The 24,282-nt window shown below is 67.1% G+C and carries 19 protein-coding genes, 3 pseudogenes and 1 other annotated feature; of the genes and pseudogenes, 8 read left to right on the top strand and 14 right to left on the bottom strand.

Translation table 11 applies throughout. From position 1 onward, the window contains the following. Positions 1-8 precede the first annotated feature (8 nt). The 5 genes from CKW28_RS21850 to dprE1 are packed head-to-tail and all read right to left on the bottom strand — an operon-like array spanning position 9 to position 10,621. Positions 9-3,305 carry an arabinosyltransferase domain-containing protein gene (locus tag CKW28_RS21850; RefSeq protein WP_435405823.1) on the bottom strand — a complete coding sequence of 1,099 codons (3,297 nt, stop codon included), beginning with the start codon at positions 3,303-3,305 and terminating at the stop codon, positions 9-11. Positions 3,306-3,314: 9 nt separating this feature from the next. Beyond that, complete coding sequence (locus CKW28_RS21845) at positions 3,315-6,557, bottom strand: arabinosyltransferase domain-containing protein (RefSeq protein WP_040546450.1); 3,243 nt, start codon at positions 6,555-6,557, stop codon at positions 3,315-3,317. After that, positions 6,557-8,452, bottom strand: a complete 1,896-nt coding sequence (locus tag CKW28_RS21840) for a galactan 5-O-arabinofuranosyltransferase (protein ID WP_197700604.1) — start codon at positions 8,450-8,452, stop codon at positions 6,557-6,559. Before CKW28_RS21840 ends, CKW28_RS21845 begins: the two co-directional genes overlap by 1 nt. Beyond that, on the bottom strand, positions 8,452-9,216 hold the full coding sequence (dprE2, locus tag CKW28_RS21835) for a decaprenylphospho-beta-D-erythro-pentofuranosid-2-ulose 2-reductase (protein ID WP_003924818.1): 765 nt from the start codon (positions 9,214-9,216) through the stop codon (positions 8,452-8,454). Before dprE2 ends, CKW28_RS21840 begins: the two co-directional genes overlap by 1 nt. Positions 9,217-9,229: 13 nt before the next feature. Then, positions 9,230-10,621 carry a decaprenylphosphoryl-beta-D-ribose oxidase gene (dprE1, locus tag CKW28_RS21830; protein ID WP_003924817.1) on the bottom strand — a complete coding sequence of 464 codons (1,392 nt, stop codon included), beginning with the start codon at positions 10,619-10,621 and terminating at the stop codon, positions 9,230-9,232. A 133-nt stretch (positions 10,622-10,754) separates the two neighbouring features. Between dprE1 and CKW28_RS24365 the strand changes: the two genes are divergently transcribed. Genes CKW28_RS24365 through CKW28_RS21805 form a run of 6 tightly spaced genes read left to right on the top strand, consistent with a single transcriptional unit; the run spans position 10,755 to position 14,252 of the window. Further along, entirely contained in the window at positions 10,755-11,942 is a 1,188-nt protein-coding gene (locus tag CKW28_RS24365; RefSeq protein ID WP_264015790.1) for an alpha/beta hydrolase, read from the top strand. Continuing rightward, a complete protein-coding gene (locus CKW28_RS24265) occupies positions 11,830-12,561 on the top strand; it encodes an alpha/beta hydrolase (RefSeq protein WP_264015792.1) in 732 nt (243 codons plus the stop codon). The genes CKW28_RS24365 and CKW28_RS24265 overlap by 113 nt, the downstream gene beginning before the upstream one ends. An 11-nt stretch (positions 12,562-12,572) precedes the next feature. Next, complete coding sequence (locus CKW28_RS21820; RefSeq protein ID WP_081475452.1) at positions 12,573-13,115, top strand: LppA family lipoprotein; 543 nt, start codon at positions 12,573-12,575, stop codon at positions 13,113-13,115. Then, complete coding sequence (locus tag CKW28_RS21815) at positions 13,112-13,411, top strand: ESX-1 secretion-associated protein (RefSeq protein ID WP_110844397.1); 300 nt, start codon at positions 13,112-13,114, stop codon at positions 13,409-13,411. The genes CKW28_RS21820 and CKW28_RS21815 overlap by 4 nt, the downstream gene beginning before the upstream one ends. Continuing rightward, complete coding sequence (locus CKW28_RS21810; protein ID WP_003924815.1) at positions 13,408-13,956, top strand: LppA family lipoprotein; 549 nt, start codon at positions 13,408-13,410, stop codon at positions 13,954-13,956. The genes CKW28_RS21815 and CKW28_RS21810 overlap by 4 nt, the downstream gene beginning before the upstream one ends. Then, on the top strand, positions 13,953-14,252 hold the full coding sequence (locus tag CKW28_RS21805) for a type VII secretion target (RefSeq protein WP_040546464.1): 300 nt from the start codon (positions 13,953-13,955) through the stop codon (positions 14,250-14,252). Before CKW28_RS21810 ends, CKW28_RS21805 begins: the two co-directional genes overlap by 4 nt. Before the next feature lie 104 nt (positions 14,253-14,356). Here CKW28_RS21805 and CKW28_RS21800 read toward each other — a convergent pair. From CKW28_RS21800 to CKW28_RS21785, 4 genes and pseudogenes are all read right to left on the bottom strand, one after another. Then, a pseudogene (locus tag CKW28_RS21800) lies at positions 14,357-14,854 on the bottom strand (transposase); the annotation flags it as partial. A gap of 81 nt (positions 14,855-14,935) precedes the next feature. Then, positions 14,936-16,176 (bottom strand): IS3 family transposase gene (locus CKW28_RS21795; protein WP_235653871.1). Its coding sequence is split into 2 segments (ribosomal slippage): positions 14,936-15,894 and positions 15,894-16,176, totalling 1,242 coding nucleotides; the frame shifts between segments, so codons are not numbered across the junction. Further along, positions 15,784-15,901, bottom strand: a sequence feature (AL1L pseudoknot). Its footprint overlaps the gene before it by 118 nt. A 44-nt stretch (positions 16,177-16,220) precedes the next feature. Next, positions 16,221-17,574: pseudogene (locus CKW28_RS21790) on the bottom strand (IS256 family transposase). 48 nt (positions 17,575-17,622) lie between these two features. After that, positions 17,623-18,456 (bottom strand): annotated as a pseudogene (locus CKW28_RS21785) (IS256 family transposase); the annotation flags it as partial. A gap of 129 nt (positions 18,457-18,585) precedes the next feature. Here CKW28_RS21785 and CKW28_RS21780 point away from each other — a divergent pair. Beyond that, entirely contained in the window at positions 18,586-19,074 is a 489-nt protein-coding gene (locus tag CKW28_RS21780) for an LppA family lipoprotein (protein ID WP_234784891.1), read from the top strand. Here the strand turns inward: CKW28_RS21780 and CKW28_RS21775 are convergent. Both CKW28_RS21775 and CKW28_RS21770 read right to left on the bottom strand, forming a co-directional pair. Continuing rightward, positions 19,025-19,468 carry a GtrA family protein gene (locus CKW28_RS21775; RefSeq protein WP_003925316.1) on the bottom strand — a complete coding sequence of 148 codons (444 nt, stop codon included), beginning with the start codon at positions 19,466-19,468 and terminating at the stop codon, positions 19,025-19,027. The two genes, CKW28_RS21780 and CKW28_RS21775, sit on opposite strands and share 50 nt — an antisense overlap. A 30-nt stretch (positions 19,469-19,498) precedes the next feature. Next, on the bottom strand, positions 19,499-20,917 hold the full coding sequence (locus CKW28_RS21770; protein WP_003925315.1) for an HNH endonuclease signature motif containing protein: 1,419 nt from the start codon (positions 20,915-20,917) through the stop codon (positions 19,499-19,501). A gap of 144 nt (positions 20,918-21,061) precedes the next feature. Between CKW28_RS21770 and CKW28_RS21765 the strand changes: the two genes are divergently transcribed. Beyond that, on the top strand, positions 21,062-21,496 hold the full coding sequence (locus tag CKW28_RS21765) for a pyridoxamine 5'-phosphate oxidase family protein (RefSeq protein ID WP_003925314.1): 435 nt from the start codon (positions 21,062-21,064) through the stop codon (positions 21,494-21,496). A gap of 263 nt (positions 21,497-21,759) precedes the next feature. On the opposite strand, the gene wzm is transcribed toward CKW28_RS21765, so the two are convergent. The 3 genes from wzm to wzt are packed head-to-tail and all read right to left on the bottom strand — an operon-like array spanning position 21,760 to position 24,282. After that, on the bottom strand, positions 21,760-22,590 hold the full coding sequence (wzm, locus tag CKW28_RS21760; RefSeq protein WP_003925313.1) for a galactan export ABC transporter permease subunit Wzm/RfbD: 831 nt from the start codon (positions 22,588-22,590) through the stop codon (positions 21,760-21,762). Continuing rightward, complete coding sequence (gene glfT1, locus CKW28_RS21755) at positions 22,587-23,480, bottom strand: galactofuranosyltransferase GlfT1 (RefSeq protein WP_003925312.1); 894 nt, start codon at positions 23,478-23,480, stop codon at positions 22,587-22,589. The genes wzm and glfT1 overlap by 4 nt, the downstream gene beginning before the upstream one ends. Beyond that, entirely contained in the window at positions 23,473-24,282 is an 810-nt protein-coding gene (wzt, locus tag CKW28_RS21750; protein WP_003925311.1) for a galactan export ABC transporter ATP-binding subunit Wzt/RfbE, read from the bottom strand. The genes glfT1 and wzt overlap by 8 nt, the downstream gene beginning before the upstream one ends.

Below are 24,282 nucleotides of genomic sequence, written 5' to 3'. Positions count from 1 at the left end.
GGGAGTCGTCATGGGAGGGCCCTAATCGGTCCTTGCCGGGTCCAGCCGAACACCCGCATCGAACCCTCGTCGATGATGGCGGTCGGCGCTTCGGATGCGGGGACCACCCGGTGGTAGCTCTCGATCGACCCCCAGTCGCGGTACCAGTCGTCGCGCAGATAGGTCGGGATCGTCGCGGTGCGCAGCAGCGCCTGGATGAACAGGAACGGGCCGCCGTCCTCGGCCGACTGCCACATGTTCGACGACGCCACCACCTGTTTGTGGTTCGGCAGGATGCGGTACTCGGGCAGTTCGGCGACGCCGAGATGGTGGGCGAACGGGCGCTGGCAGGGGAAGTGCGCGGCCGTGGCGATGTCCATCAGCACCGGGGTGTCCGACCCGAGGAAGTCCTGGGCGGTCTGCAGGATCGGCACCCGCGGCGGGGTGAAGCCGAACCACTGGTCGTCGCTGAGGTTGGGGTCGTCGGCGACGATGCGCACCACGTCGGCCTCCGGCGGCGCCCAGCTCAGCGGGAAACGCAGGTTGCGCCAGGCGGTCTGGGGCGCCCCGACGTCGATCGGCTGCACCTCGTCGAGCGGCTGGAAGCCGCCGTCCGGAAGGCGCACGCCCCATTGCAGTTTCAGCGACTGTCCGTAGTTGAACTCGCCCTCTTCGTCGTAGGACCAGATCGCGCCGGCCGCCGCGACGGTGACCAGGGGCCGTTCGGCGATGGTGGCCGGCCAGTCGTCGGGCAGGGCGTACCAGACCGAGGTGGCCTTGGCGGCCACCGAGTTCTCGCCGTAGCTGCCCATCACCGGGGTGCGGGCGGGATCCAGCCCGAACGGCAGGAACACCCGGGAGCCGTTGATCCCCTCCGGGCCGTAGCCGCCGCCGGTGCCGGCGGCCCAGCCGATGCCCACATTGGGTTTGGACGGATCACCGTCGGAGTTGACCATGCCCGGGTTGGCGACGACCGGTTCGGGCGGTTCGAGGGTGTCGCTGATCCCGTTGGGGTGGAAGCCGATCGGGTCGGCGCCGCCGAGCGGACCGTACTCGCCGAACGGCTGGCCCGGAACCGGTTGCAGCATCCCGGCGTTGGTGTCGGCCTCGACCAGCACATCGTCGGCCATCGCGCAGCTGTCCCGGGTGAGCGCGGCGACGTTGGCCTTGGCGATCGTGTACACGGGGTAGCGCTGGGTCGCGCCCTTGACCATGGAGCCGACCTGCAACACCACCATGATGACCGCCACCACCAGCAGCGGGGTGGAGGCCAGCACCCGGTTGCGCGGGGTGTCGGCGACCTCGGTGTGCCCGGCGTAGTCCATCCGGAAGTGCAGCCAGCCGGCCAGCAGACCGGTCGCGATGGCCAGCACCAGGAAGATCGTGGTGACCGGGTAGCCGAAGATCACCGGCTGCTTGTCGTACCACGGCACACCGTAGTTGCCGACGTAGAACCAGCCGTTGATCCCGGAGGTCGCCCAGGCCAGCACGAACAGCAGCGCGGTGACGTACAGCGCGAGGTTGCGGCGACTGTGCAGCCCGACCCGGGCGAAGGCGAACGCGGTGACCGCGCCCAGCGCGCCGGTCAGCCCCGCGAACGCGCCGAACTGGATGGCCCACTTGGTGGGGGTGAAGGTCAGCAGCAGCAGCCCGACCGCGGTGACCCCGATCAGCCGCCACACCGGGCCGTAGGCCACCCCCGGTGGACGGCCGCGCCGCAGCAGCACCGTCAACACACCGAACAGGCACAGCAGCAGCACCAGCACCGAGAAGCGGCGGGTCAGAGATCCGTCGACGCTGTCCTCGACGGTCAGGAAGTAGTAGCGCAGGAACTCCTGATACCACGGGATGGTCGGGCCGACCGAGTACTTGATCCGTACCGATTCGGCGACGGCGGCCAGCGTCTGATCGCGGAACACCACCACGAAGATCAGTGCGGCGGCCGCGGCGAGCGCGGCCAGCGGGGCGAGCAGGCCGTCGGTGCGGCGGCGGGCGCCGATGATGCGGGCGATGGGGCGGGCGCCGACCAGCAGCGGAGCCAGCGCGATCAGCCCCTGCGGGGCCAGGGTCACCGAGAACACCGCGACGACGACGGCCGCCGCGGCCGGCCACAACCTCCGGGTGCCGATCGCCTTCTCCACCAGCACCCACGCGGTCACCACCGCGAAGGCGATCAGCGGTTCGGGCCGCAGCCCGTTGTTGAACGGCAGCCACGCCGCCAGGAACACCGCCGCGCCGGTGGCCACGGTGACCCGGTTGGCGGCCAACCGCCGACCCAGCCGGGGCAGCATCCACCGGCTGATCACCAGCCAGGTGCCGATCGCGGCGAGGGTGGCGGGCACCCGCAGCCACACCCCGGAGGTGCTGATCGCGGCGAGGTGCGCCAGCACCGACTGATACCAGTCGAACGGGGCCTCGGCGGCGCCGAAGTAGCGGTAGTAGTTGACCGTGTAGCCGGCCTCACCGGCGATCCGGGCGATCGTGGTGTTGTAGCCGTCATCGGTGGTCAGCGGGCCGATGAAATGCCACAGCGCCAGCGTGCCGATCACCGCGACGTCGACGAACCAGGTGAACGGATTCGCGCGCCCGATCCGGCGCAGGCCGCGCACCCGGTGGGCGGCGGCGCGGTCCAGCCGCGCCAGCGCCAGGATCGAGGCCAGCACGCAGGCCACGCCGAGCAGCATGGCGGCGAGCTTGAACACCGTCGGGGCGGTGATGAACCGGGTGTCGACGTCGACGCGCACGGCCAGGCCGTCCTGCGGGGACGCCTCCAGGTTGGTGAACACCCCGGCGACCTGCGGCTTCTTCTCCACGCCGACGGTGCCGGCCGCGCCCGGGATCCCGACGAAGTCGGCGCCCACGCTGGCCGGGTTCGCCCAGATGTGCAGCACGCTGCACTCGCCGGCGTCCACCGCGGCCCGCGGCGCCACCGCGGCCACCGAGTCGCGGAACGCGACGACGACGATCTCGTCGTTGGCGCGGACGAACAGCCCGTTGCGTCCGGCGTCGATTCCGCCGGCCGGCACGGTCGACAGCACCACATCGCCGTCTTCGGGCAGGGTCGCGACGGCCGGGCACGGGATCGACACGTCCAGTGCCTGCGGAGCGCCGGACACCAGCGGGGCGGTGATGTCGGTGACCCGGCCGTCGGCATCGGTGCCCTGCGGCCACAGGATCGTCGCAGTGGTCTGCTGCACCGGAAGCAGCGGCACCAATCCACACAGCAGTACACCGGCGATCCCGGCGAGGGCTGCAATCAGCCTGGCGACACCGAAACCGCGCCGGGCCCGTTCAGCACCATCGCGCGACACGAGGCTCGATGGTATGCCACGGGATCAATGACGAAGCGGTGCCGGGCTCCACAGGCCGCTACGCGTTGCCGAACCGAGGTCGATTCGCGCAGGTTGGGCGTCGGTTTGGTACGGGGTGAGCCGTTGCAGCGAGCCCCAGTCCCGGTTCCAGTCGTGGTTGAGGTACGTCGGCACGGTGGTGGCGCGCAACAGCAGCTCGGTGATGCCCAGCGGCCCGCCGCCGAGGTAGTCCATCACCGGCGAGTTGGCCTCCGCGCCGAACCGGTCCGGCAGGATGCGCCACCTGGGCACCTCGATCACCCCGTGGCGGTGGTCGAACGGGCGCTGACACGGGAACGCCAGACCGACCAGCCAGTCCAGCAGCACCGGGTCCTCGGATCCGACGACGTCCTGCAGGGTGCGCAGCTCGGGGATGCGCGGCGGGGTCAGCCCGATCCAGTGCTGCGGGGCCAGATCGTCGTCGGAGGCCGCCAGCCGGACGTGGGTGGCCTCCCGTGGCAGCGCGGCCAGCGGGGTGCGCAGGTTGCGCCATGCCGGCGCCGCGCCGATATCGCCGAACTCGACCGAACCCTCGGCCTCGGCGTCGGCGGGGTCGGCGGCGGTGGTCCACTGCAGCTGGACCTCGTCGGGATCGAATCGTCCGGACGCCGACACCACCAGCAGCGGGTGGGTGTCCAGCCGGTCCGCCCAGCCGTCCGGCAGCCGGTACCACGCCGACCGCAGCCGGGCCAGTTGCTGGGTGCCGCTGCGCCAGCTGCCCAGCACCGGCGTGCGGGCCGGGTCGAGATGGAACGGCAGCCGGGCGCGGGAGCCGTTGACACCGGCGGCGGCGGTGGTGCCGCCCTCGGTGCCCGCCCGGTTCTCGGTGTCGTCACCGGATCCGGTGTCGGAGTCGGCGAAGTTGTCCGCGCCGGGCCGTCCCATCACCGGGTCCGGGGAGACGTCGGTGGGGATGCCGTTGGGGTCGAAGCCCTCCGCGCCGTCCGCACCCAGCGCGTCGGCCAGGGACGCGCCCACCGGAGTGAGCATGCCTGCGTTGGGGTCGGGTTCGACCAGCACATCGGTGGCCAGGCCGCAGGTCTTGCCGGTGAGCGCCTGCAGGTTGGACCGGCCCACCGTCCAGGCCGGGTACTGACCGATCATCGCCCAGGTCAGCGACACCACCTGGAAGACCACCAGCGCCCACGCGGCGACCGCCAGCGGCGCCTGACCGATCCGCTGCCACAAGGAGGGCCGTGCCAGTGGTGCGCCGGTGTCGCGGCCGGAGAAGTGGAACCACGCCGCGGCCAGCAGCGCCAGCACCGAGAAGCCGAGCAGGATGTTGGTGAAGGCGAACTGCCACGACGGGAACTGGTTCGACCAGGGCACGCCGAAGTTGGAGACGTACCACCACCCGTTGACGGTCGCGAAGCTCAGCGCGGTGACGAACAGCACCGCGGCGGTGAACACCGCACGGTTGCGGCGGGACCGCATGGCCGCCGCCGTGACCGCCACCGCGGCCAGCGCCCCGAGCGAGCCGGCCAGCCCGGCGAACACCCCGAAGTGGTGGGTCCACTTGGTCGGGGTGAGCATCAGGGCCAGGAACGAGATGACGGTGATGCCGATGATGCGGCGGCTCGGACCGGCCGCGGTGCCCGGGATGCGGCCCTTGCGCAGCGACATCGCCACCGAGATCGCCAGCGCCAGCAGCAGCGACAGCACCGCGAACCGGCGCGCGACCGAGCCGTCCGGGCTGGTGGTGAACAACCGGGAGTAGCGGATGTGTTCGTCGAACCAGGCCAGGCTGGGTCCGACCGCGGATTTGAAGGTGCTGGCCTCGAGTTCGCCGACCAGTGTCTGGTCCCGGAAGATCAGGATGACGGTGACCGTGCAGGCGGCGAGGATCGGCGCCAGCAGCGCCAGATAGCCGAACCGGGACACGTGGGCGGCCACGATGGTCTTCAGCGGGCCGATCGCCACCAGCAGCGCGCCGATGGCGGCCACCCCGGTGGGGCCGGAGAACAGGGTGAGCGCGCCGATGATGATCGCGACCGCCACCGGCAGCAGCCGGCTGGTGGCCACCCCGCGTTCCACCGAGCACCAGGTCAGCAGGATGCCCAGGGCGATGATCGGTTCCGGGCGCAACCCGTTGTTCAGCGGCAGCCAGAACACCAGGAACATCGCCGCGGCGGTCCACGCGGCGGCGCGGTTGGTCTTGACGGCGTGGCCCAGCCGGGGAATGACCTCGCGGCTGATCACCCACCAGCACACCAGGCCCATCACCAGCGTCGGCAGCCGCATCCACACGCTGGCGGTGGAGACGTGCGACCACAGCGCCAACAGGTCGTAGTACCAGCCGAACGGCGACTCCGGGGTGCCGAACCAGCGGTAGTAGTTGGCCATGTAGCCGGCGTTCTCCGACACCCGCGCCATGGTGAGGATGTAGCCGTCGTCGGCGGTGTTGGCGCCGACGAAGTGCCACCACACCAGCACGGCGGTCACCACCCCGTCCAGCGGGGTCAGCGACCACCACCGGCGCGGCAGCACCCGGCGGTGCCGGATGCCGTCGGCGGCGTCGAGCACGTGCAGCGCGCCCAGCGCGATCACCGTCAGCACCACCCCGGCGATCATCACCAGCAGTTTCAGCAGGGTGGGGCTGCTGCTGTACCGGGTGTCGATGGTGGCGGAGAACTCCAGGCCGGGCGGCGCCGGGCCGGACAGGTCGGTGAACACCCCGACGATCTGCGGGCGGAAGTCGTAGCCGCCCCGTTCGCCGCGCAGCGGTTCGCCGGGCGTCTCGCTGTCGGGGCCCTGGGTCAGGCCGACGAACTCACCGGTGACCTTGTCGGCGTGCGCGGTGAACTCCAACCGGTCGCACTGCGGGCTGAGCACTTGGCTGAGCGGGGCGCTGACCACCGGGGTGTTGCGGACGATGACCAGCAGGTCGTCGTTGACCCGTTCGATCAGCAGGCCGCGGTCCACCGCCTTGGGGGCCTGCTTGGGCACGGTGGACAGCAGCACGGTGCGGCCGCCGGTGAGCCCGGCGGCGACCTCGCACGGCACGTTGATGGTCAGTTCGGTGCCGACGTAGCCGATCAACGGGGCTTCGACGCTGCGCAGCACCCCGTCCTGCGGCCAGTTCAACTCGGCGGTGGTCTGATTCACCGGCAACAGCGGCGTTACCAAGGCCATCAGCGCGCCGAGCAAACCAGCGACGATGGCGATGAGGCGGGCCGCCCGGTGGTTGCTTCCCGCGGCGATCACGGGGGTTGATCGTATCTGGCCCATCAGCCGACCCGGATCGCCAGCACGAACGGCCCGATCGTGGAGACGTCGAAGCGGGGATCGTCGAACAGCGCCCGGTCCAGCCTGACGTGGTAGCGGCGCACGTTCGGTTGGTTGGGGTAGACGTCCTCGGCCAACCGCAGGGTGTAGGTGTCATCGGCGCCCCCGGAACCGGCGCCGCGCAGCAAAAACACCGTCGGCGGCTCCCACGGCAGGGCGTCGAGCGCGGCGATGAACTGATCGGCGTCCTCGAGGACCGCCCAGCTCTCGATGGCCGCGGCGCGCTGCTCGAACTGCGCCAACGGGTTGGCGTAATGCGAGGTCAGGCCTTGGAAACCGTAATAGGGGTAGTACGACAGGAAGCTGTAGTCGGCGGTGAGCACCACGGTCTCGTCGCGGGGCCTGCCGGTCACCTCCAGGATCCGGGCGTCGATCTCGGAGTAGTACCGTTCGGCGCCGGCGGGGCGGCGGTCGGCGCGTTCCCCGTTGCCGTCGGTGTCGGTGTAGGCGACGACGATGTCGTAGCGCAGCACGTCGGGGATGTCCTGGCTGAACGTCAGCGCCCCGATGCTGCCGATGGTGGCGGCGACGGCCAGCAGCCGGCGGCTGGAGAAGCTGTCGGCGAGGGCGCGGGCGCCCTCGATGAACCCGAACACCCCGGCCGCGGTGAACAGCACGGTCAGGGTGGGCTGCAGCCGGAACGACAGCAGGGTGGTGCCGGCCAGCGTGGTCAGCATCGACAGCAGCGACCAGGCGTACACCGCGAGCACCGCGATGCCCAGAGCGGCTGCGCGGGCGGAGTTGCGGGCCCGCGCCACCAGCCAGATGGTGCCGATCATGCACAATGCCCCGACCAGGGTGAAGTCCAGCATCGGGAAGGTCAGTTCGGCGCCGTCGGCGGGCAGATAGTGCTGGGCGGTGCCGGTGTCGGCCGGTTCGCCGTGCAGGGCGGCGCGCAGCCATGGGCCCCAGCCGATCAGCGCGATCGGTATCGACACCGCGGCGATCACCGCGAGCCGCCGGACCGGACCCCAGTCGCGGTCGGTGACGGCGGCCACCGCCGCCATGATCACCAGGGTGAACGCCGCGTACGCCAGCAGCAGTGTGTAGAACAGCGCCGCGATTCCGAGGAAGATCCCCACCCCGACGACGGCCCCCCTGGGGGCACCTCCCGCTTGCGGGGGACCGCCGTTACGCGTCCTACCGCGCAGCCCGGACCAGGCCAGCACGAACACCGGTGGCAGCAGCACCGTGATGATGGCCGCGTACGGTTCGGTCGACGAGTAGGCCAGCATCACCGCGGTGGTCGCGGTGGTGACGATCAGCGCGTATTCGAAGCGGACCAGCGCCGCCCACAGCACCAGGGCCAGCACGGCGGCGATCGTGATCGACAGGATCGACCACGGTTTGAACATCTCCCAGGCCGGTATGCCGGTCAGCGCCGCCGCCCGGCCGCCGAGCCAGAACCAGCCGGGCGGATAGAACGGCGGCAGCCCCAGGTAGGTCATGTCCCGCAGCGCGGCGGTGTCGGCGAACCGGGTGAGGTATTCGGTGCGGAACTGTTGGTCGACCGAGATCCCGAACAGGTACAGCTTGGTGGCGCCCAACGGCATCCCCAGCGTCACCACCGAGAACGCCGACAGGAACACCACCGCGCCCAGGCGGGCCGCCAGGCGGTGGCCGCGTCGCCACAGCAGACCCGCCGCGAAGACCCCGGCGAGTGCGCCGAACTGACCGACGGTGGTCAGCGCGTGCAGCTGATTCGACGAGTTGTAGGCCGGCCACTCCACCCCGGCGATCGCCACCAGAGACACCACGGTCACGACGGTGGCCACCAGGGTGGCGGTCGCCATGTGGCCGAGCACTCTGGCCGCGGAGGCCGGCGCAGGGCGCTGCATCAGATGGGAAGCTTGCGGAAGATGGGCCGCGGGATGTGGCGCAACACCATCATCACGTACCGGAATGCGCCCGGCGCCCACACCAGTTCCTTGCCCTTGGCCGCCGCGGTGACGGCCAGGTTGGCGACGTACTCCTTGTCGACGGTCAGCGGGGCCTCTTTGATGTGCGCGCTCATCCGGGTGCGCACCTGGCCCGGCCGGATCACCAGGACGCGGACACCGTACTCGCGCAGAGCCTCTCCGAGTCCGAGGTAGAAGCCGTCCAGACCGGCCTTGGTGGAGCCGTAGACGAAGTTGGAGCGGCGCACCCGCTCGCCGGCGGCGGAACTCATCGCGATGATCTGGCCGAAGCCCTGGGCGCGCATCTTCTCGCCCAGCAGCACACCGACCGAAACCGCTGCGGTGTAGTTGATCTGGGCGATCTGCACGGCCTTGCGCTGGTTCTGCCACAGCTCCTCGGCGTCGCCGAGCAGACCGAACGCCACGATCGCGACGTCGATGTCGCCATTGGCGAACGCCTTGTCGATGACGGCGGGGTGGCTCTCGGTGTCGACGGCGTCGAAGTCGATCAGTTCGACGGATTTCGCTCCGGCCCTGCGCATCTGCTCGACGGCGGCGTCCCGGTTCGGGTCGTCCGGCAGTGCGGCCAGCACGATGCGGGCGGGGGCGTTCTGCAGATAGCGCTCGCAGATCGCCAGCCCGATCTCGGAGGTGCCTCCGAGCAACAGAATGCTCTGCGGGTTACCTACGGCATCAAGAACCATGTGTGTGCACCATCTACAGCAACTCCAAACGTCGGGCCATGTCGGAGGCGAAGATCCCTTCGGGATCGACCCTGCGGCGCACGGCGATCCATTCGTCGATGCGCGGGTACATGGCGTGGAAGGTTTCCGCGGTGGTCCGGGAATCCTTGGCGGTGTACAGCCGGCCGCCGAACTCCAGGACCCGCCGGTCGAGCCCGGTGAGGAATTCGTTGAGGCCCGGCTTGACCGGGAAGTCGACGCAGACGTTCCAGCCGGGAATCGGGAAGCTCAGCGGCGCTTTGTTTCCCGGGCCGAACAGTTTGAACACGTTGAGGAACGAGTAGTGTCCGGACCGTTGGATGTCGACGAGGATGGCCTTGAACTCGTCGACGGCCTCGGTCGGCACCACGAACTGGTACTGCGTGAACCCGGCCGGGCCGTAGGCGCGGTTCCACTCCCCGAACATGTCCAGCGGGTGATAGAACTGCGTCAGGTTCTGGATCTTGTTGCGGTAGGTGCCCGACTTGCGGTACCACAGCTCGCCGATCGGCCCGAACGTGTACTTGTTGGCCAGCCCGTTGGGGAAGATGTCTGGGAACGTGAGCAGTTGCGGCGCATCGAACTTCAGCGGGTTCTTCCGCAGCTTCGGGGGCAGCTCGTCGAGGCGGGCCAGGCTGCCGCGGGAGATCGCCGCCCGGCCCAGCTTCGGCGGTGCGCTGATCGCGTCGAACCAGGCCGACGAATAGGTGTAGTTGTCCTCGCTACCGTCGCTGTGCAGGGCGATGGTCTCGTCGAGGGTGGCGGTGACGTCCCCGTCGGCGATGAAGTACGCCGTCTCGGTCGGGGTCATCTCGATGGTGGCGCGCAGGATGATGCCGGTGAGGCCGTTGCCGCCGACGGTGGCCCAGAACAGCTCGGGGTCGTCACCGTCGGGGGTCAGCCGGCGGATCTGGCCGTCGGCGGTGAGCAGGTCGATCGAGCGGACGTGGTTGCCGAAGCTGCCGGCGCTGTGGTGGTTCTTGCCGTGGATGTCGCAGGCGATGGCGCCGCCGACGGTGACCTGGCGGGTGCCGGGCAGCACCGGGACCCACAGCCCGAACGGCAACGCCGCCTTCATCAGGGTGTCCAGGCTGACGCCGGCGTCGAGGTCGACCAGGCGGGTTTCGGCGTCGATGCGGTGGATCCTGTTCAGCGGGGTCATGTCGATGACCAGCCCGCCGCCGTTCTGCGCGTTGTCGCCATAAGAACGGCCCAGGCCCCGGGCGATGACACCGCGGGCGCCGGCCTTGGACTGTTCGGCCGTCCGCCGGACGGCTTCGGCGATGACCTCGGCGTCCGAGGTCGACAGCACCTGCGCGACGGTCGGCGCGGTGCGCCCCCAGCCGGTCAGCCGGCGGGGCGTCGTCTCAACCTCGGTGGTCCGCATCGTCCAAGAGGGTACCGTGCGGTTCCCGCGCGCCTTCTCCGCGGACGTGGGGGCCCGGGAAATTGGTGCGCCGAGGCCCGATGTTGCTGCGTTACGATACCGCTGTGGCCAACGGGGAGCCCGCACGTTGCTATTGAGTGATATCGACTCGTGGAACGTCGGCGCATTGCAGTCGATCGCCACCGAGTTGGGCGGTGAATTGACGACGATCGAGGGCGTCGCGAGTGATCTTGAGCTGATCTCCAGGCTGCCCGGCTGGGAGTCGCCGGCCGCCGATGCGGCGCGCGGCAAGATCCGGTCGACTGCCAACCGAGTCCTTGATGATGCGGCGGTGATCGGTGCCGTTCGCCAGCTTGCCGAGGAGACGGCCGCGGCGGTGGCCACGTTGCAGACCGAGTTGGAGGGCGTGCGGGCCGATATCGCCGCGCAAGGCGGGTTGTTGCGCTTGTCGGACAACGGGGATGTGTGCATCGACGCGCCGGCCGATCTGCATGACGAGCTGCAGCCGATTGCCGACAACATCGAGTCCCGCGCGAAGGCCCTCATACATCAGGCCAAGGACATCGACGCCGACTGTGTGGAGGTGTTCGCAAATCTGGCGGACGGCAAGATCACCGCGCAAGGTGCGGCCGATGCCGTAAGCGCTCAGGAGATGGGCCGCGCCCAGTCCGGCCTCTCGGCGCCGTATCCGCCGGAGGGCGAAGGGGTTGCTCCTCGCGACGTCACGGCTTGGTGGGATGCGCTGTCTGAGGAAGAGCAACACAAGGTCATCGCCGAGCATCCAGACTGGATCGGGGACCGGGACGGGGTGCCCGCGTGGGCGCGAAGGGAGGTCAATCTTGCTGAACTCGATCAGGAGATCGCCGAAGCCCAGGGCGAAGTCGACGCACTTCCAACTCGGGAGGAATTCCTGGGTCCGTATGGAACAGGTGGGCCCGGTGGTTACCTCAGAGAAGGCCGGTACGACCGCATGGTGCGAGGACCTCAGGAGCGGCTCGAGAAAGCACTGGCCATGCGGGAAGCGATGTCCATCGACGGCGATCCTTCGAAGGGGTACGACCCCAACAAGTACCTGATGCTGTTGGAGTTCCCCGAGGGGCGAGAACCGCGAGCAGCGATCGCGGTGGGTAATCCGGACGAAGCCGAACACGTGGCCGTGACGACCCCGGGGGTTGGGACGACGCCGACCAGCCTGCCGGGCATGGTGAGTGAGGCGGCAGTGCTGCAGGCGGAGTCCCAGAGACAACTGGACTTTGCCGGAAGGGAGGGCGAACAGGTGTCGACGATCGCCTGGCTCGGATACGAGCCCCCCCGGGAATGACATCTCCGTCCTGGAGGCGGGTATCGACCGTCGGGCCAATGAGGCTGCGCCGGATCTCGCCGATTTCTACCGGGGCATTGTCGCCACGAACGAACACGGCTCCGACGTCAACCTGTCGGCCTTTGGGCATTCCTATGGTTCATTGACGACGGCGCAGGCGCTTCATGAGTTGGGCGAGACGGGCGTCGTCGACAATGCAGCGTTTTACGGTTCGCCCGGGCTGGGGTTCACCGATCCCGCTCCGACGCAGTACAGCCTGCATGGGGTGCCCATTCGCGACGAGTCCGACATGTTCCTCGCCGACGGCCATGCCTTCGTCATGTCAGCGCCCGAGGACCCAATATCCGGTGATCCAAACCTGTGGGGCATTCCGTTGCCGTCGGCGGGCGACCTTGGCCAGTTCGGTCCGAATCCGTCGACCTTGCCGCTCGAGCAGCTTTCTACCGAGGCCACGGTGACGCCGACCGACAATGTGCCGCGCCACGGTGCACATACCCACGCCGATTACCCACGTCCGGTGAACGGCGAGCTCCGCACCTCCGGATATAACCTGGCGATCATCGCGGGAGGCTTGGCTGATGTTCCCACCGACGATGGAAAGGACAGGTTGGTGCGGTGAATGTGGCGAGGATGGCTCGCCGCTGGCGGGCGCTTGTTGCGATGGGTGTATGTGCGATCGCGATATCGGGGTGTGGCGGCGTCAGTGATTACGACTCCCCAATTATCAACGAGGACATTCCCGTGATGGATATCGCTGATCTGCCCGATATTGACCAAACCAGAGCCCAGATGCTCGATTTGATCGAGCGGGTACGCGATGAAGTGACCCGATTGGTGCCGGCCAGCGCACCGTGGAATTGGAACCGTGACGAATCACGAGGAGGATGCACGCAGGAAAAGACGGGACGCAAGGGTGTATCACTCTCTTTCGCCAATCTGGTTTCGACGAGACCGTTCACGGAGGGGGAGTGGAATCATGTTTTACCGGCGGTTCAGCGATTGGCCGCTGAGGCGGGGTTGACGAGTAACGATGCGATGCAGAATTCCAGCGGCAATCATGATGTGCGGTTCAGCAGTGACGATGGGCGCACTCTGATCTTCGCGTCATGGAAGGCCGCCCTGATTACCGGCCGGATCGCCTGTCGTCGCTCGGCCGAGAGCCCGCCGGCATGAGCGATCTCGAGGTCGATCCTGTTGAGGTGCGCCGCTCGGCTGCTCAGATGGAGGTCGTGGCGCAGGAAGCGTCGTCGAGTCGAGATGCGGTGGCGGACAGTGTCTCGACCCAGGAGGCGGCGTGGAAGCAGGTCGGTAAGCCGGGTTTCGCGAAGTTTGTCGACATTCTCGAGCAGCAGGCGGAGCGGTTGCGCACCGATTTGACCGATCTGGGTGACAAGCTGCGTGCGGCGGCGGATGTGTATGAGCAGCAGGATGCGGAAGCCGGCGATGCGCTCGACACCTCGGTGCGGTGATCGTGCAGGTGCGGGGGCGCGTTGCGGCCGTTGTGCTGGCCGCGCTGTTAGCGATCGGGTGTACCAGCGGTAAAGGTGCCTATGACTCACCGCTTTTGAATGAGGGTATCCCTGTGGTCGATATCGCGGATTTGCCAGACATCGAGCAGACCAAGGTGCAGATGCTTGATTTGATCGAACGTGTGCGGGCCGAGGTGGTTCGGTTGGTGCCGGAAAGCGAACCGTCGGGGTGGAACCGTGATGAATCCCGCATTGGGTGTACTCAAGAGGCTACGGGGCGAAAGGGTGTGTTGCTCTACACCCCTAACTTGGTATCGGACATTTCCTTCAACGACGAGCAGTGGGGTCTGGTGCACCCCGCGGTGCAGCGGTTGGCCGCTGAAGCGGGATTGACAGAGGCCCGGGTGTTCGCCAATTCGACAGGGAACCGCGAAGTTCGGTTCCACAGCGGAGACGGTCGGACATTGGTGTTCGGGTCAAAGGAGGCGTCACTGATCAGCGCTACGATCGGATGCCGCCGCGCAGCGGAGAGCCCGGCGCCATGAGTGATGTCGAGGTCGATCCTGTTGAGGTGCGCCGCTCAGCTGCTCAGATGGAGGTCGTGGCGCAGGAAGCGTCGTCGAGTCGGGCTGCGGTCGCCGACAGCATCTCCACCCAGGAGGCGGCGTGGAAACAAGCGGGTGAGCCAGGGTTTGCGAAGTTCGTGGATATCCTTGAGCAGCAGGCGGAGCGGTTGCGCACCGATTTGACCGATCTGGGTGACAAGCTGCGTGCGGCCGCGGATGTTTATGAGCAGCAGGATGCTGAAGCCAGCGGTGCGCTCGACACCTCGGTGCGGTAGACGTGCAACTTCGGCAGTGCGTTGCAACCGTTGTGCTTGCGATGCTGTTCGCAGCTGGATGTGGCGGCGATGAGGAATTGTCAAGACCTGTGGATCGGGGTGTTTCAGGCGACCTCCGTTCCGGCTTGCTGATCGCCGTCTGAGGGCGGGGTTGGTGGGGTGATCTCGGTGGGGCGTTCGAGCAGTTTGCCCTTGTGGAAGACCGCGCCGGCGCGCACCAGGGCGACCAGGTGTGGTGCGTTGACGGCGCGCCAGCGGGCCGCGGCGGCGTCGATGAGCTTGTAGGCCATGGCCAGACCAGCTGCTCGTGACCCCGGACCTTTGGTGACTTTGGTGCGCAAACGCACTGTGGCGAAGGTGCTTTCGATCGGATTCGTGGTGCGTAGGTGGATCCAGTGCTCGGCGGGATAGCGGTAGAATCCCAGCAGGGTGTCCAGATCGTCGGTGATCTTGGCGACCGCCTTGGGATATTTGGCGCCGAAGTCGACCTCGAAGGCTTTGACCGCGACCTGGGCTTTGTCGATATCCTCGGCGTTGTAGATCTCTTTGAGCGCTGCCAACGCCGACGGGTGTGCTGATTTCGGCAGCGCGGCAAGAGCGTGTCAAGTTTTCTGTGTAAGTCGCTTGTTTGGTTTCCTGTCGATCGTCGGTGTTACAGATATGAAGTACCCCAGGTTTTGTTCCTAGTTGGTTGCGAGGGCCGGGGTTGGCTGGCTCGCGGGGTGTGAGGTGCCGGTGAGGGCGGCCTCGTACTCGGCTGGTGGGACGTAGCCGAGGGCTTCGTGCAGGCGTTCCTGGTTGTACCAGGCCACCCATCCGGCGGTGGCCAACTCGACGTCGTCGACGCTGCGCCAGGGTTTGCCGCGGTTGATTAACTCGGTCTTGTAGGCGGCGTTGACCGCTTCGGCGAGGGCGTTGTCATAGCTATCGCCGCGGGACCCCACCGAAGGGGCGATCCCGAGCTCGGCCAACCGGTCGGTGTATGTCAACGATAAGTATTGCGACCCTCGGTCGGAGTGATGGATCAACTCAGACAGGTCTGAGTCCGAGTGCCACACAGCATGATTGAATGCTTCCAGCGGTAGGTCCTCGGTGCGCATGCTGGCCGCGACTGCCCATCCCTTGATGGCTTTGGTGCAGGCGTCGGTGACGAACGCGGTGTAGCAGAACCCCTGCCAGGTCCGTACGAACGTGATGTCAGCAACCCACAGCCGGTCTGGGGCCTCAGCGCTGAACTGCCGGTTGACCAGATCAGCAGGCCGGCAGTGCGCAGGGTCGCTGATCGTGGTGAACACCGGCTTACCGCGCTGCACGCCGCGCAGGCCGGCTTTACGCATCAACCGGCGGGTCTGCTCGCGGCCGACCCGCCAGCCGCGGCGTTTCATGGCGTGATGCATCTTCTTGACGCCATAGACCGAGAAGTTCTGCTCGTGGACGGTGCGCAGCTCGGCGATGAGGAGTTCATCGCGCATCGCCCGCTCTGATGGCGGGCGGGCCTTGGCGGCCCGATAGCCCCGGGAGGTGAGGAAACCGGCGATTGCTGCCCGCAGAACACGGCAAATGAGCTCGACCCCGAACTGATCGCGATGCGCATCGATGAAGGCGATCATTTCGTCGCGGGGCGGTCGAGCTCCGCTGCGAAAAACGCGGACGCAGACTTCAAAATCTCGTTAGCTCTGCGCAATTCGGCGTTCTCGCGCTTGAGCTTGCGGATCTCGGCGTGCTCAGTGCTGGTCACGCCGGGGCGCTGCCCGGCGTCAATCTCGGCCTTGCGCCGCCACCGGCGCACCGATTCCTGCGATACACCAAGTTTGCTGGCTACAGACTTGATGGCCTCGAACTCAGAAACCCCTGAGTCTTCCATCGTGGTGTCCAACAACCGAAGCGCACGGTCACGAAACTCCGGCGAATACTTACGTGGCATGTTCCTGATCCTCCTATACGGATCGGAACAAAACCTGGGGTACTTCAATACGGCTCGATGCGGTCTGGGTAGACCAGCGAGAGTTGTTCGAGTGCTTTCTTCCAGTTGGTGACCACCTGTCCTTCCACGAGGCGTCCGGGAGCTGTTCGGCAACGTTTCTGGCTGCGTTCCTTGGCCCGTTCGGCGGCGCGTTTATCCTCGATGTTGCAGATGGCCAGCCACAGCAGTTTCACCACGGCGGCATCGTTGGGGAACTGGCCGCGGGTCTTGGTGACCTTGCGTAACTGGTAGTTCAGCGATTCGATCGAGTTGGTCGTGTAGATCACCCGGCGCAACTCGGGCGGAAACGCCAAAAACGGCGTGAACTGTTCCCACGATCGATCGAAAACCCGTGTCACCGTGGGATTCTTCGTGCCCAGTTCGGATGCGCTGAACGCGTCGAGCTCGGCACGGGCCGCTTCGGCGTTCGCCGCGGTGTAGATCGGTCTGAGTGCTGCGGCCACGGCCTTGCGGTCGCTGTAGGACACGAACCGCAACGCGTTGCGGATCAGATGCACCACACAGGTCTGAACGGCGGCCTGCGACCAGGTGGCCGCGATCGCCTCGGGGAAGCCGGTCAACCCGTCGCAGCATACGATCAACACGTCGCGGATGCCGCGGTTGGCCAGATCGGCACACACCGAGGCCCAAAACGCCGCTCCTTCGTTCTGCTGGACCCAGATGCCCAGGACGTGCTTGATCCCGGCCATATCGACGCCCACGGCGATGTGAGCGGCCTTGTTGCGGGTGTGGCCGCCGTCTTTGACCTTGACGACGATCGCGTCGAGGTATATCACCGGGTAGATCGGGTCCAGCGGCCGGCGCTGCCAGGCCAGGACCTCCTCGCAAGATCTCGTCGACGATCTTGGAGATCGTCTCGTGCGAAACGTCGGTCCCGATCGTCGACGCAAGGTGAAACTGTATGTCACGCAGGGTTATTCCACCGGCGTACAGCGAAATGATCATGTCATCGAGCCCGCCGAGGCGACGGGCGCCCTTGGGCACCAGCCGCGGAGTGAACGAGCCGTCACGATCACGCGGCACATCCAACGGCACCGGGCCGGCCTCGGTCTGCACCGTCTTCGCCGAAGTGCCATTGCGGGCATTGGGCAGCGCCCGCCCCACCGGGTCGCCCTTCTCATAGCCCAGATGATCGGTCAGCTCCGCAGCCAGCCCACGCTCCAGAGCCAGCTTGATCAGCCCGGGCAGCAAGCCCCCCTCACCGGTCAACGCAACCTCGCCGGAATCGACCTGAGCCAGCAAATCGTCCACCACGCCCGACACCCGAAGCGCCTCGGCCATCTCCACGGTGGACCCCACCTCACCCAATGCCAAATCCGCGTCCTTGCCTGTCGCCATGCCCTGAGATCCTTCCGTCAGGACTTACACAGACCATCTGACACCCCCCGCGGCAAGGACATTGGCTTGCTTGTGAAACCAGCACCGCTGCTCACGGGTGGCCGGGAACACTTCGCGCACCGCGTTCCAAAACCCCAAGGCGCCATCGCCGACCGCGAACACTGGGGCGGTCATGCCGCGTCGTTTACAGTCGCGCAGCAGATCAGCCCACGACTCGGTCGATTCCCGGTAGCCGTCGGTGATCGCCACCAGCTCTTTGCGGCCGTCAGCGCGCACGCCCAGCATCACCAGCAAACAGAGTTTTTCCTGGTCCAGGCGGACCTTGAGGTGGATACCGTCGACCCACAGGTAGACGTAGTCGGTGCCGGACAGGTCCCGGGCCGCAAACGCGCGGGCCTCGTCCTGCCACTGCGCCGTGAGCCGGGTGATCGTGGTGGCCGACAACCCCGCACCCGAACCCAGGAACTGCTCCAATGCCGGCCCGAAATCACTGGTCGACAGCCCGTGCAGATACAAAAGCGGCAGCACCTCGCTCATCTGCGGAGACTTGCGCGCCCAGGCCGGCAGGATCGCCGAGGAGAACCGTTTGCGTTCGCCGGTGTCGGGGTCGACACGTTTGTCGTTGACTCGCGGCGCTTTGACCTGCACCGCACCGGCTGCGGTCAGCACCTCGCGGGGCTGGTGGTAGCCGTTGCGCACCACCAGGCGGTGGCCGTTCTCATCGAGCTGGTCGGCGTACTGGGCCACGTAGGCGGCGACCTCGGCCTGCAACGCGGCGGCCAGCATCTGTCGCGCCCCGTCGCGGACGATCTCATCCAACAACGAGCGACCGGGAGTGTCGCTGTCGTTGGCGTCCTCGGCGTCGTGAACTACGGTGAGCATGGGCGTACCTTCCCGAACCAGCGCGCCAACGCCGGCTCATGATCGGACCTACTGACATTCAGATCATCCTCGGGAAGGTGCGCCCACTTTCACGCCCCCACCCCGAGGCTCATCCACAGGTTCTGATCATTGCTCGGCGGCGATGACGGTGGCTATGACTCACCGCTTCTGAATGAGGATATTCCTGTGGTCGATATTGCGGATCTGCCGGATATCGAACAGACCAAGGTGCAGATGCTCGACTTGATCGAGCGGGTCCGGGCCGAAGTGACGCGGCTGGTGCCGGAAAGTGATCCATGGCGACAAGCGTATGAAGAGCGCCGCTCAGGGTGCACACAAGAGTCGACCGGCCGTAAGGGGGTAATGATTCATCTGGCGAAGTTCGGGTCTTCGATCTCCTTCTCGGACGAGCAGTGGACTCTGGTCTATCCCGCAGTGCAGCGGTTGGCAGCTGAAGCGGGGTTGACCGAGGTTTCGGCGATGGCGAACTCCAGTCGCAACCGCGACATTCGATTCAGCAGCACTGATGGTCGCACGTTGGTGTTCGGGTCGAAGGAAGCATCGTTGCTCACCGGTTCGATCGCCTGCCGGCGGCCGGTTGCCGCAGCCGGAAGATGACCGTCCGCTGCACCACGAAGTTGATGACGGTCGCGGTGCCCTGCGCGACGACGAACGCGACCGGTACCCGCCACGACTGCTCCTCCCACGCCATGTAGAGCAGGTAGTTGATGCCGACCTGGACGGCGTAGGTGGTCGCATACAGCGCACACACCGCGATGAATCGTGCGGTGCTCGGCGGGGCCTGAAAGGTCCACCGGCGGTTGATCAGGTAGGCGGTGGTGGTGCCGGCGATGAAACCGATGGTCTTGGCGATGTTGACGTGCAGGCCGGCCACCAGCAGCAACACATACAGCCCGAAGTCCACGACGGCGGAGAAGCCGCCGGTGACCAGGAAACGCCACACCTGGGTCTTGAGACTCAGGGACGTCGTCGGTGCTGCGGTCTCGGCCACCCGGGCAGCTTACGTCCCGGGCGGCCGACGTCAGAAGGGCGGTGGATTGGCCTCGTACCGGGCCCGGTTGATAGCGCGCTCCCACTCCACCCGGTAGGCCCGGTCGTCGGCCCGGGACCGGCGGCGGGTGGGCATCGCCATCCCGCGGCCTGGTTTCGTGGGCGTGGGCGCCGCCGGCAGGTCGAGCTCGCCGGTGGGCGCGGCCAGCTGCGGGTAGAGCATTGCGCCGTGCGGTTTGGTGGGGTGAATCCGCCCGCTCGGTGAGGTCCACAGCACCGTCCCGTCGGGCAGTTGGAGATCGCGCCAGCCGTCGGCGCCGCAGTGGAACGTCTTCATCAAGTGGTGAACGGTGCAGAGCAGCTTGAGGTTCGACGCGTGGGTCGGCCCGGCCGGGTACGGCACGGTGTGATCGAGTTCGCACATCTGCGCCGGCTGGTCGCAGCCGGGAAACCGGCAGGTGAGATCCCGACAGCGGACGAAGTCGGCCAGCGCCGCCGACGGCCGGTACCGCGGCTCGGGCGGGGCGTCCCCGGGGTGAACGACGGGACGCAGCTTGGCGCGGTCGGTCAGCTCTCGCAGCGTCGCGGCCGGCACGGCGCCGTGCCCGACGAGGTATCCCGGGGTCGCGCCGTCGCCGTGGACCGACTCCGCCTCGGCGAGTACGTGGATCACGATCCCGCCGGGTGCGGCATCGGCGGTGTCTGCGTCGGCTGCCGGGCAGTCGTCGGCGCCGCAGGTGCAGGCCAACGCATCCTTCCCGTCCCCCAGCGCGCCGATCGCATCGGCCCGCCGCTGCTGTTTGGTCCGGGGGTCGTTCCGGCACACCGTGGCCGCGATTTCATCGAGCCGACGGTCGAAGGCAACCGCATCGGGACCCCGGACGCTGCCGGAGACGTCGGCCATCCCGTCGGACGTCATCTCGACCTCGACGTGCCGGTCGACGTCACTCTGGCGGGCCAACCGCACCGCCTCGGGATCGACGTCGACCACCAGCCGGTCGATGTAATCGGTCAGTTTGCGGCGGGACAATTTGTTCCAGTTCGGGGCGTACCGTGCCAACATCCCGTCGAGGCGGGTCAGCAGCTCCGGGTCGGTGATCAATCCGGTGCGGTAGTCCACCGTGGTGATGATGCGGAAATCGATGTCACCGGCCGCGAATCTCGCCCCCAGCCTGGGGAGCCGTTCCAGGAGGGTGAGCCCGTGATGCATGAGCGAGGCCGCCCGCCCGCGGCTGATGCCGAGTTCGGCGCTGATCTCCGCTGCGACCACGTCGTAATCGTCCACACACCACAGTTCGCGGGCCGCGTCCGCGCGGGCGGCCCGCTGTCGGCAGAGCCGGCCCGCGGCCAACACATACCGCGCCATCGCCCGCCGCTCGGCACGCTGCGCTTCCCGCATGGTGTCGAGCAGTTCGGCGTCCGATCGCCCCGTGGTCCGTCCTTCGAACATAGTTTCGATTGTCGTGTCCGGCGGGTGAGGTGACCAGGCGCAATTCGGAATCTGTGGATAAAAGTCGCATTGGGGATAACCGGCACCTCGGTTAGGTGCCAATCGGCCCTAGCGGAGGCGGGCGAACACGGTCACCATCGGCTTATGTCGACCGAAAGCCAAGCCATCACCGTCCTCACCGAGGACCAGTGCTGGGAACTGCTGTCCGGCATCAACCTCGGGCGCCTCGTCACCGATGTGGAAGGCAGGCCGGACATCTTCCCCGTCAACTTCGCGGTCCAGAACCGCACCGTGCTCTTCCGGACCGCCGAGGGCACCAAACTGGTCAGCACCGTTGTCAATGACCAGGTGCTCTTCGAGGCCGACGACCACACCGACACCGAGGCGTGGAGCGTGATCGTGCGCGGAACGGCCCGCACGCTGTCCACGTTCGCTGAGATCGAGGAGGCCGAGGCAGCCGGGTTGCGGCCGTGGATCGCCACGACCAAACCGCACTACGTGCGGATCACTCCGCACGACATCAGCGGGCGGCGTTTCGTGTTCGGGCCCGAACCCGAACGGACCGCGCTGATCAGCTAGCCGCGGGCGAGCGCCGTCTCGGTGTGGCCCGTGTCGTCGTTGCGAATTTCAGCGTCTGCCCGCCATTGAGGAAGACGTCGGTCATGGCGACCGGGATGCGGAACAGGGTGGCGAAGGCGTCCTCGACGTCCAACTCGAGCGGGTGGCGAGTACACCCACATCCGCCGTGAACGGCAATCAAAACCGGCAAAGAATCAAGAGCTGAGAATCATCTGAGCGACGGGCGTCGAGGTTGACCCGGCCCGAGCGGTGGTGTGGCCAGGTCAGACCCAGTACGGCACCCGGGAGCGGTACTTGCGCATCGCGATGGCGGCGAGGCCCCAGCCGACGACCGTCAGGCTGATCACGACGACCCAGTGATGTAGTTCCTGATCGGCCCCCAACAGCGGCGCCCGGACGATGTCGAGGTAGTGCAGCAACGGGTTCAATTCGACCAGTTTCGCCCAGGTGCCCGCGCCCTGCCGGTCCAGGGTGGCCTCGTTCCAGATGATCGGCGTCATGAAGAACAGCAACTGAACGATCGACGCCAGCAACGGGCCGATGTCGCGGTAGCGGGTTGCCAGGATGCCGAAGCACAGCGACACCCACACGCAGTTGAGCACGATCAACCCCAGCGCGGGGATCACCGTCAGCACCGTCCACGACCACGGTTTGGGGAAGATGATCGCGATGATCACGAAGATGATGATGTTGTGGGCGAACAGGATCATCTGCCGCCACACCAGCCGGTAGACGTGCACGCTCAGCGGCGTCGGAAGCTGCTTGATCAGACCCTCGTTGGCGATGAACACCTCCGCGCCCTCGAGGATCGAGGCATTGATCAGATTCCAGATGATCAGCCCGAGCGTGACATAGGGCAGGTGCTCAGACAGTTCCAGTTTGAACAGCGCCGAGTACAGGCCGCCCATCGCCACGGCGGTGGTCCCGGTGGCGATGGTGATCCAGAACGGGCCCAGCACCGAGCGGCGGTACCGCTGTTTGATGTCCTGCCAGCCCAGGTGCAGCCACAGTTCGTACTTGCCGAACCCCTCCGTGAGGTCGCGCCAGGCGCGACGGAAGGTCCTGGACTGTGCCGTGGCGTCGGTGATCGTCAACGTGCGAACCTCTCCCGGCGGCCCAATCGACGGAGCCGCACCCATTCCCGAAGCCCCGCCGGGTCGCGCCGCACGACCAGGAAATACCAGCCGAACCGCAGCCACTCCTGGGGCAGCAGCCGGCGTAACCCGGGTTGGGACAACAGATAACCGCGGTTGCGGTAGGTATAGAAGCGTTTGCCGGCGTCGTCGGGGTACTGGGTGTGCATCCGGCCGCCCAGGATCGGCTTGAACTCGTCGCCGCCCTGCGGATGCAGGTACGACGCGGTCAGGCAGGTGCCGAACGGCAGTCCGGACCGCACCAGCCGCCGGTGCATCTCCACCTCGTCACCGCGGATGAACAGTCGCAGGTCCGGCACCCCCACCGCCTCCAGCGTCGACGCGCGGAACAGCGCACCGTTGAACAGCGAGGCGATCCCGGGCAGCAGATCCCCGCCGTCGGTGCGCAATTCGTCGACCCGGCGGCGCCACACCAGCCCCCGCCGCAGCGGGAAGGCCAGCCGGTGCGGATCGTCCATATCGCACACCATCGGTGAAACCTCGGCCAGCCCATGCCTTTCCGCGCAGGCCAGCAACGTGGCCAGGACATCGGAGTTCTCCGGCCGGCCGTCGTCATCGGCCAGCCACACCCAGTCCGCGCCCAGCGCCAGAGCCTGCAACATGCCGAGTGCGAAACCTCCTGCGCCACCGAGGTTTCGGCGTGATCCGAAATAGGTGTTCGGAATCGGCTGGCCGGCCACCAGATCGCGCACCGCCGGATCGTTGTCGTTGTCGACGACGATCAGGTGGTCGGGGACCCGGGTCTGGCCCGTCAGCGCATCGAGCGATTTGACGAGCAGATCCCGGCGCCGGTGGGTGACGACGACCGCCACCACCGTCGTCTCAGTCATGTCCGACCGACTCCCCGCGGGTCTCCGCGATCACCTCGCGCACATGCCGCGCGGCGTCCTCACCCTCGTAGGCGCGCACCACCTCTTCGATGCTTCCGGTCATCTTGATGGTGCCGTGGTCGATCCACATGGCGGTGTTGCACAGCCGGGCCAGGAACTCGTTGGAGTGGCTGGCGAACACCAGGATGCCGGACCGCTCGACCAGAGCCTGCAGCCGGGACTGGGCCTTCTTCAGGAACTCGGCGTCGACGGCGCCGATCCCCTCATCGAGCAGCAGGATCTCCGGATCGATGCTGGTCACCACGCCCATCGCCAACCGTACCCGCATACCGGTGGAGTAGGTGCGCAACGGCATCGACAGGTATTCGCCCAGTTCGGTGAACTCGGCGATCTCGTCGATCTTCGCCAGCATCTGCTTGCGGGTCTGCCCGAGGAACAGCCCGCGGATGATGATGTTCTCGAACCCGGAGATCTCCGGATCCATCCCGACGCCGAGGTCGAACACCGGGGCGACGCGGCCGTTCACCACGGCCGAACCGCGGGTCGGTTCGTAGATCCCGGACAGCAGCCGCAACAGCGTCGACTTGCCGGCGCCGTTGTGGCCGACCAGGCCGACGCGGTCGCCCAGCTTCAGCGACATGGTGATGTCGCGCAGCGCCTCGATGACGACGACGTTCGACGCGTTACGGCCGATCGCCCCGCCGGCCTTGCCGAGGAACGCCTTCTTCAGCGACCGCGACTTGGCGTCGAAGATCGGGAACTCCACCCACGCGTTGCGGGTTTCGATGCTTGGGTGCGACAC

Origin of the sequence: Mycolicibacterium thermoresistibile, from assembly GCF_900187065.1 — a bacterium.
GTDB lineage: Bacteria > Actinomycetota > Actinomycetes > Mycobacteriales > Mycobacteriaceae > Mycobacterium > Mycobacterium thermoresistibile.
Note: the sequence above shows the minus strand (reverse complement) of the source record. Positions and strands in the feature narration are given on the sequence as shown.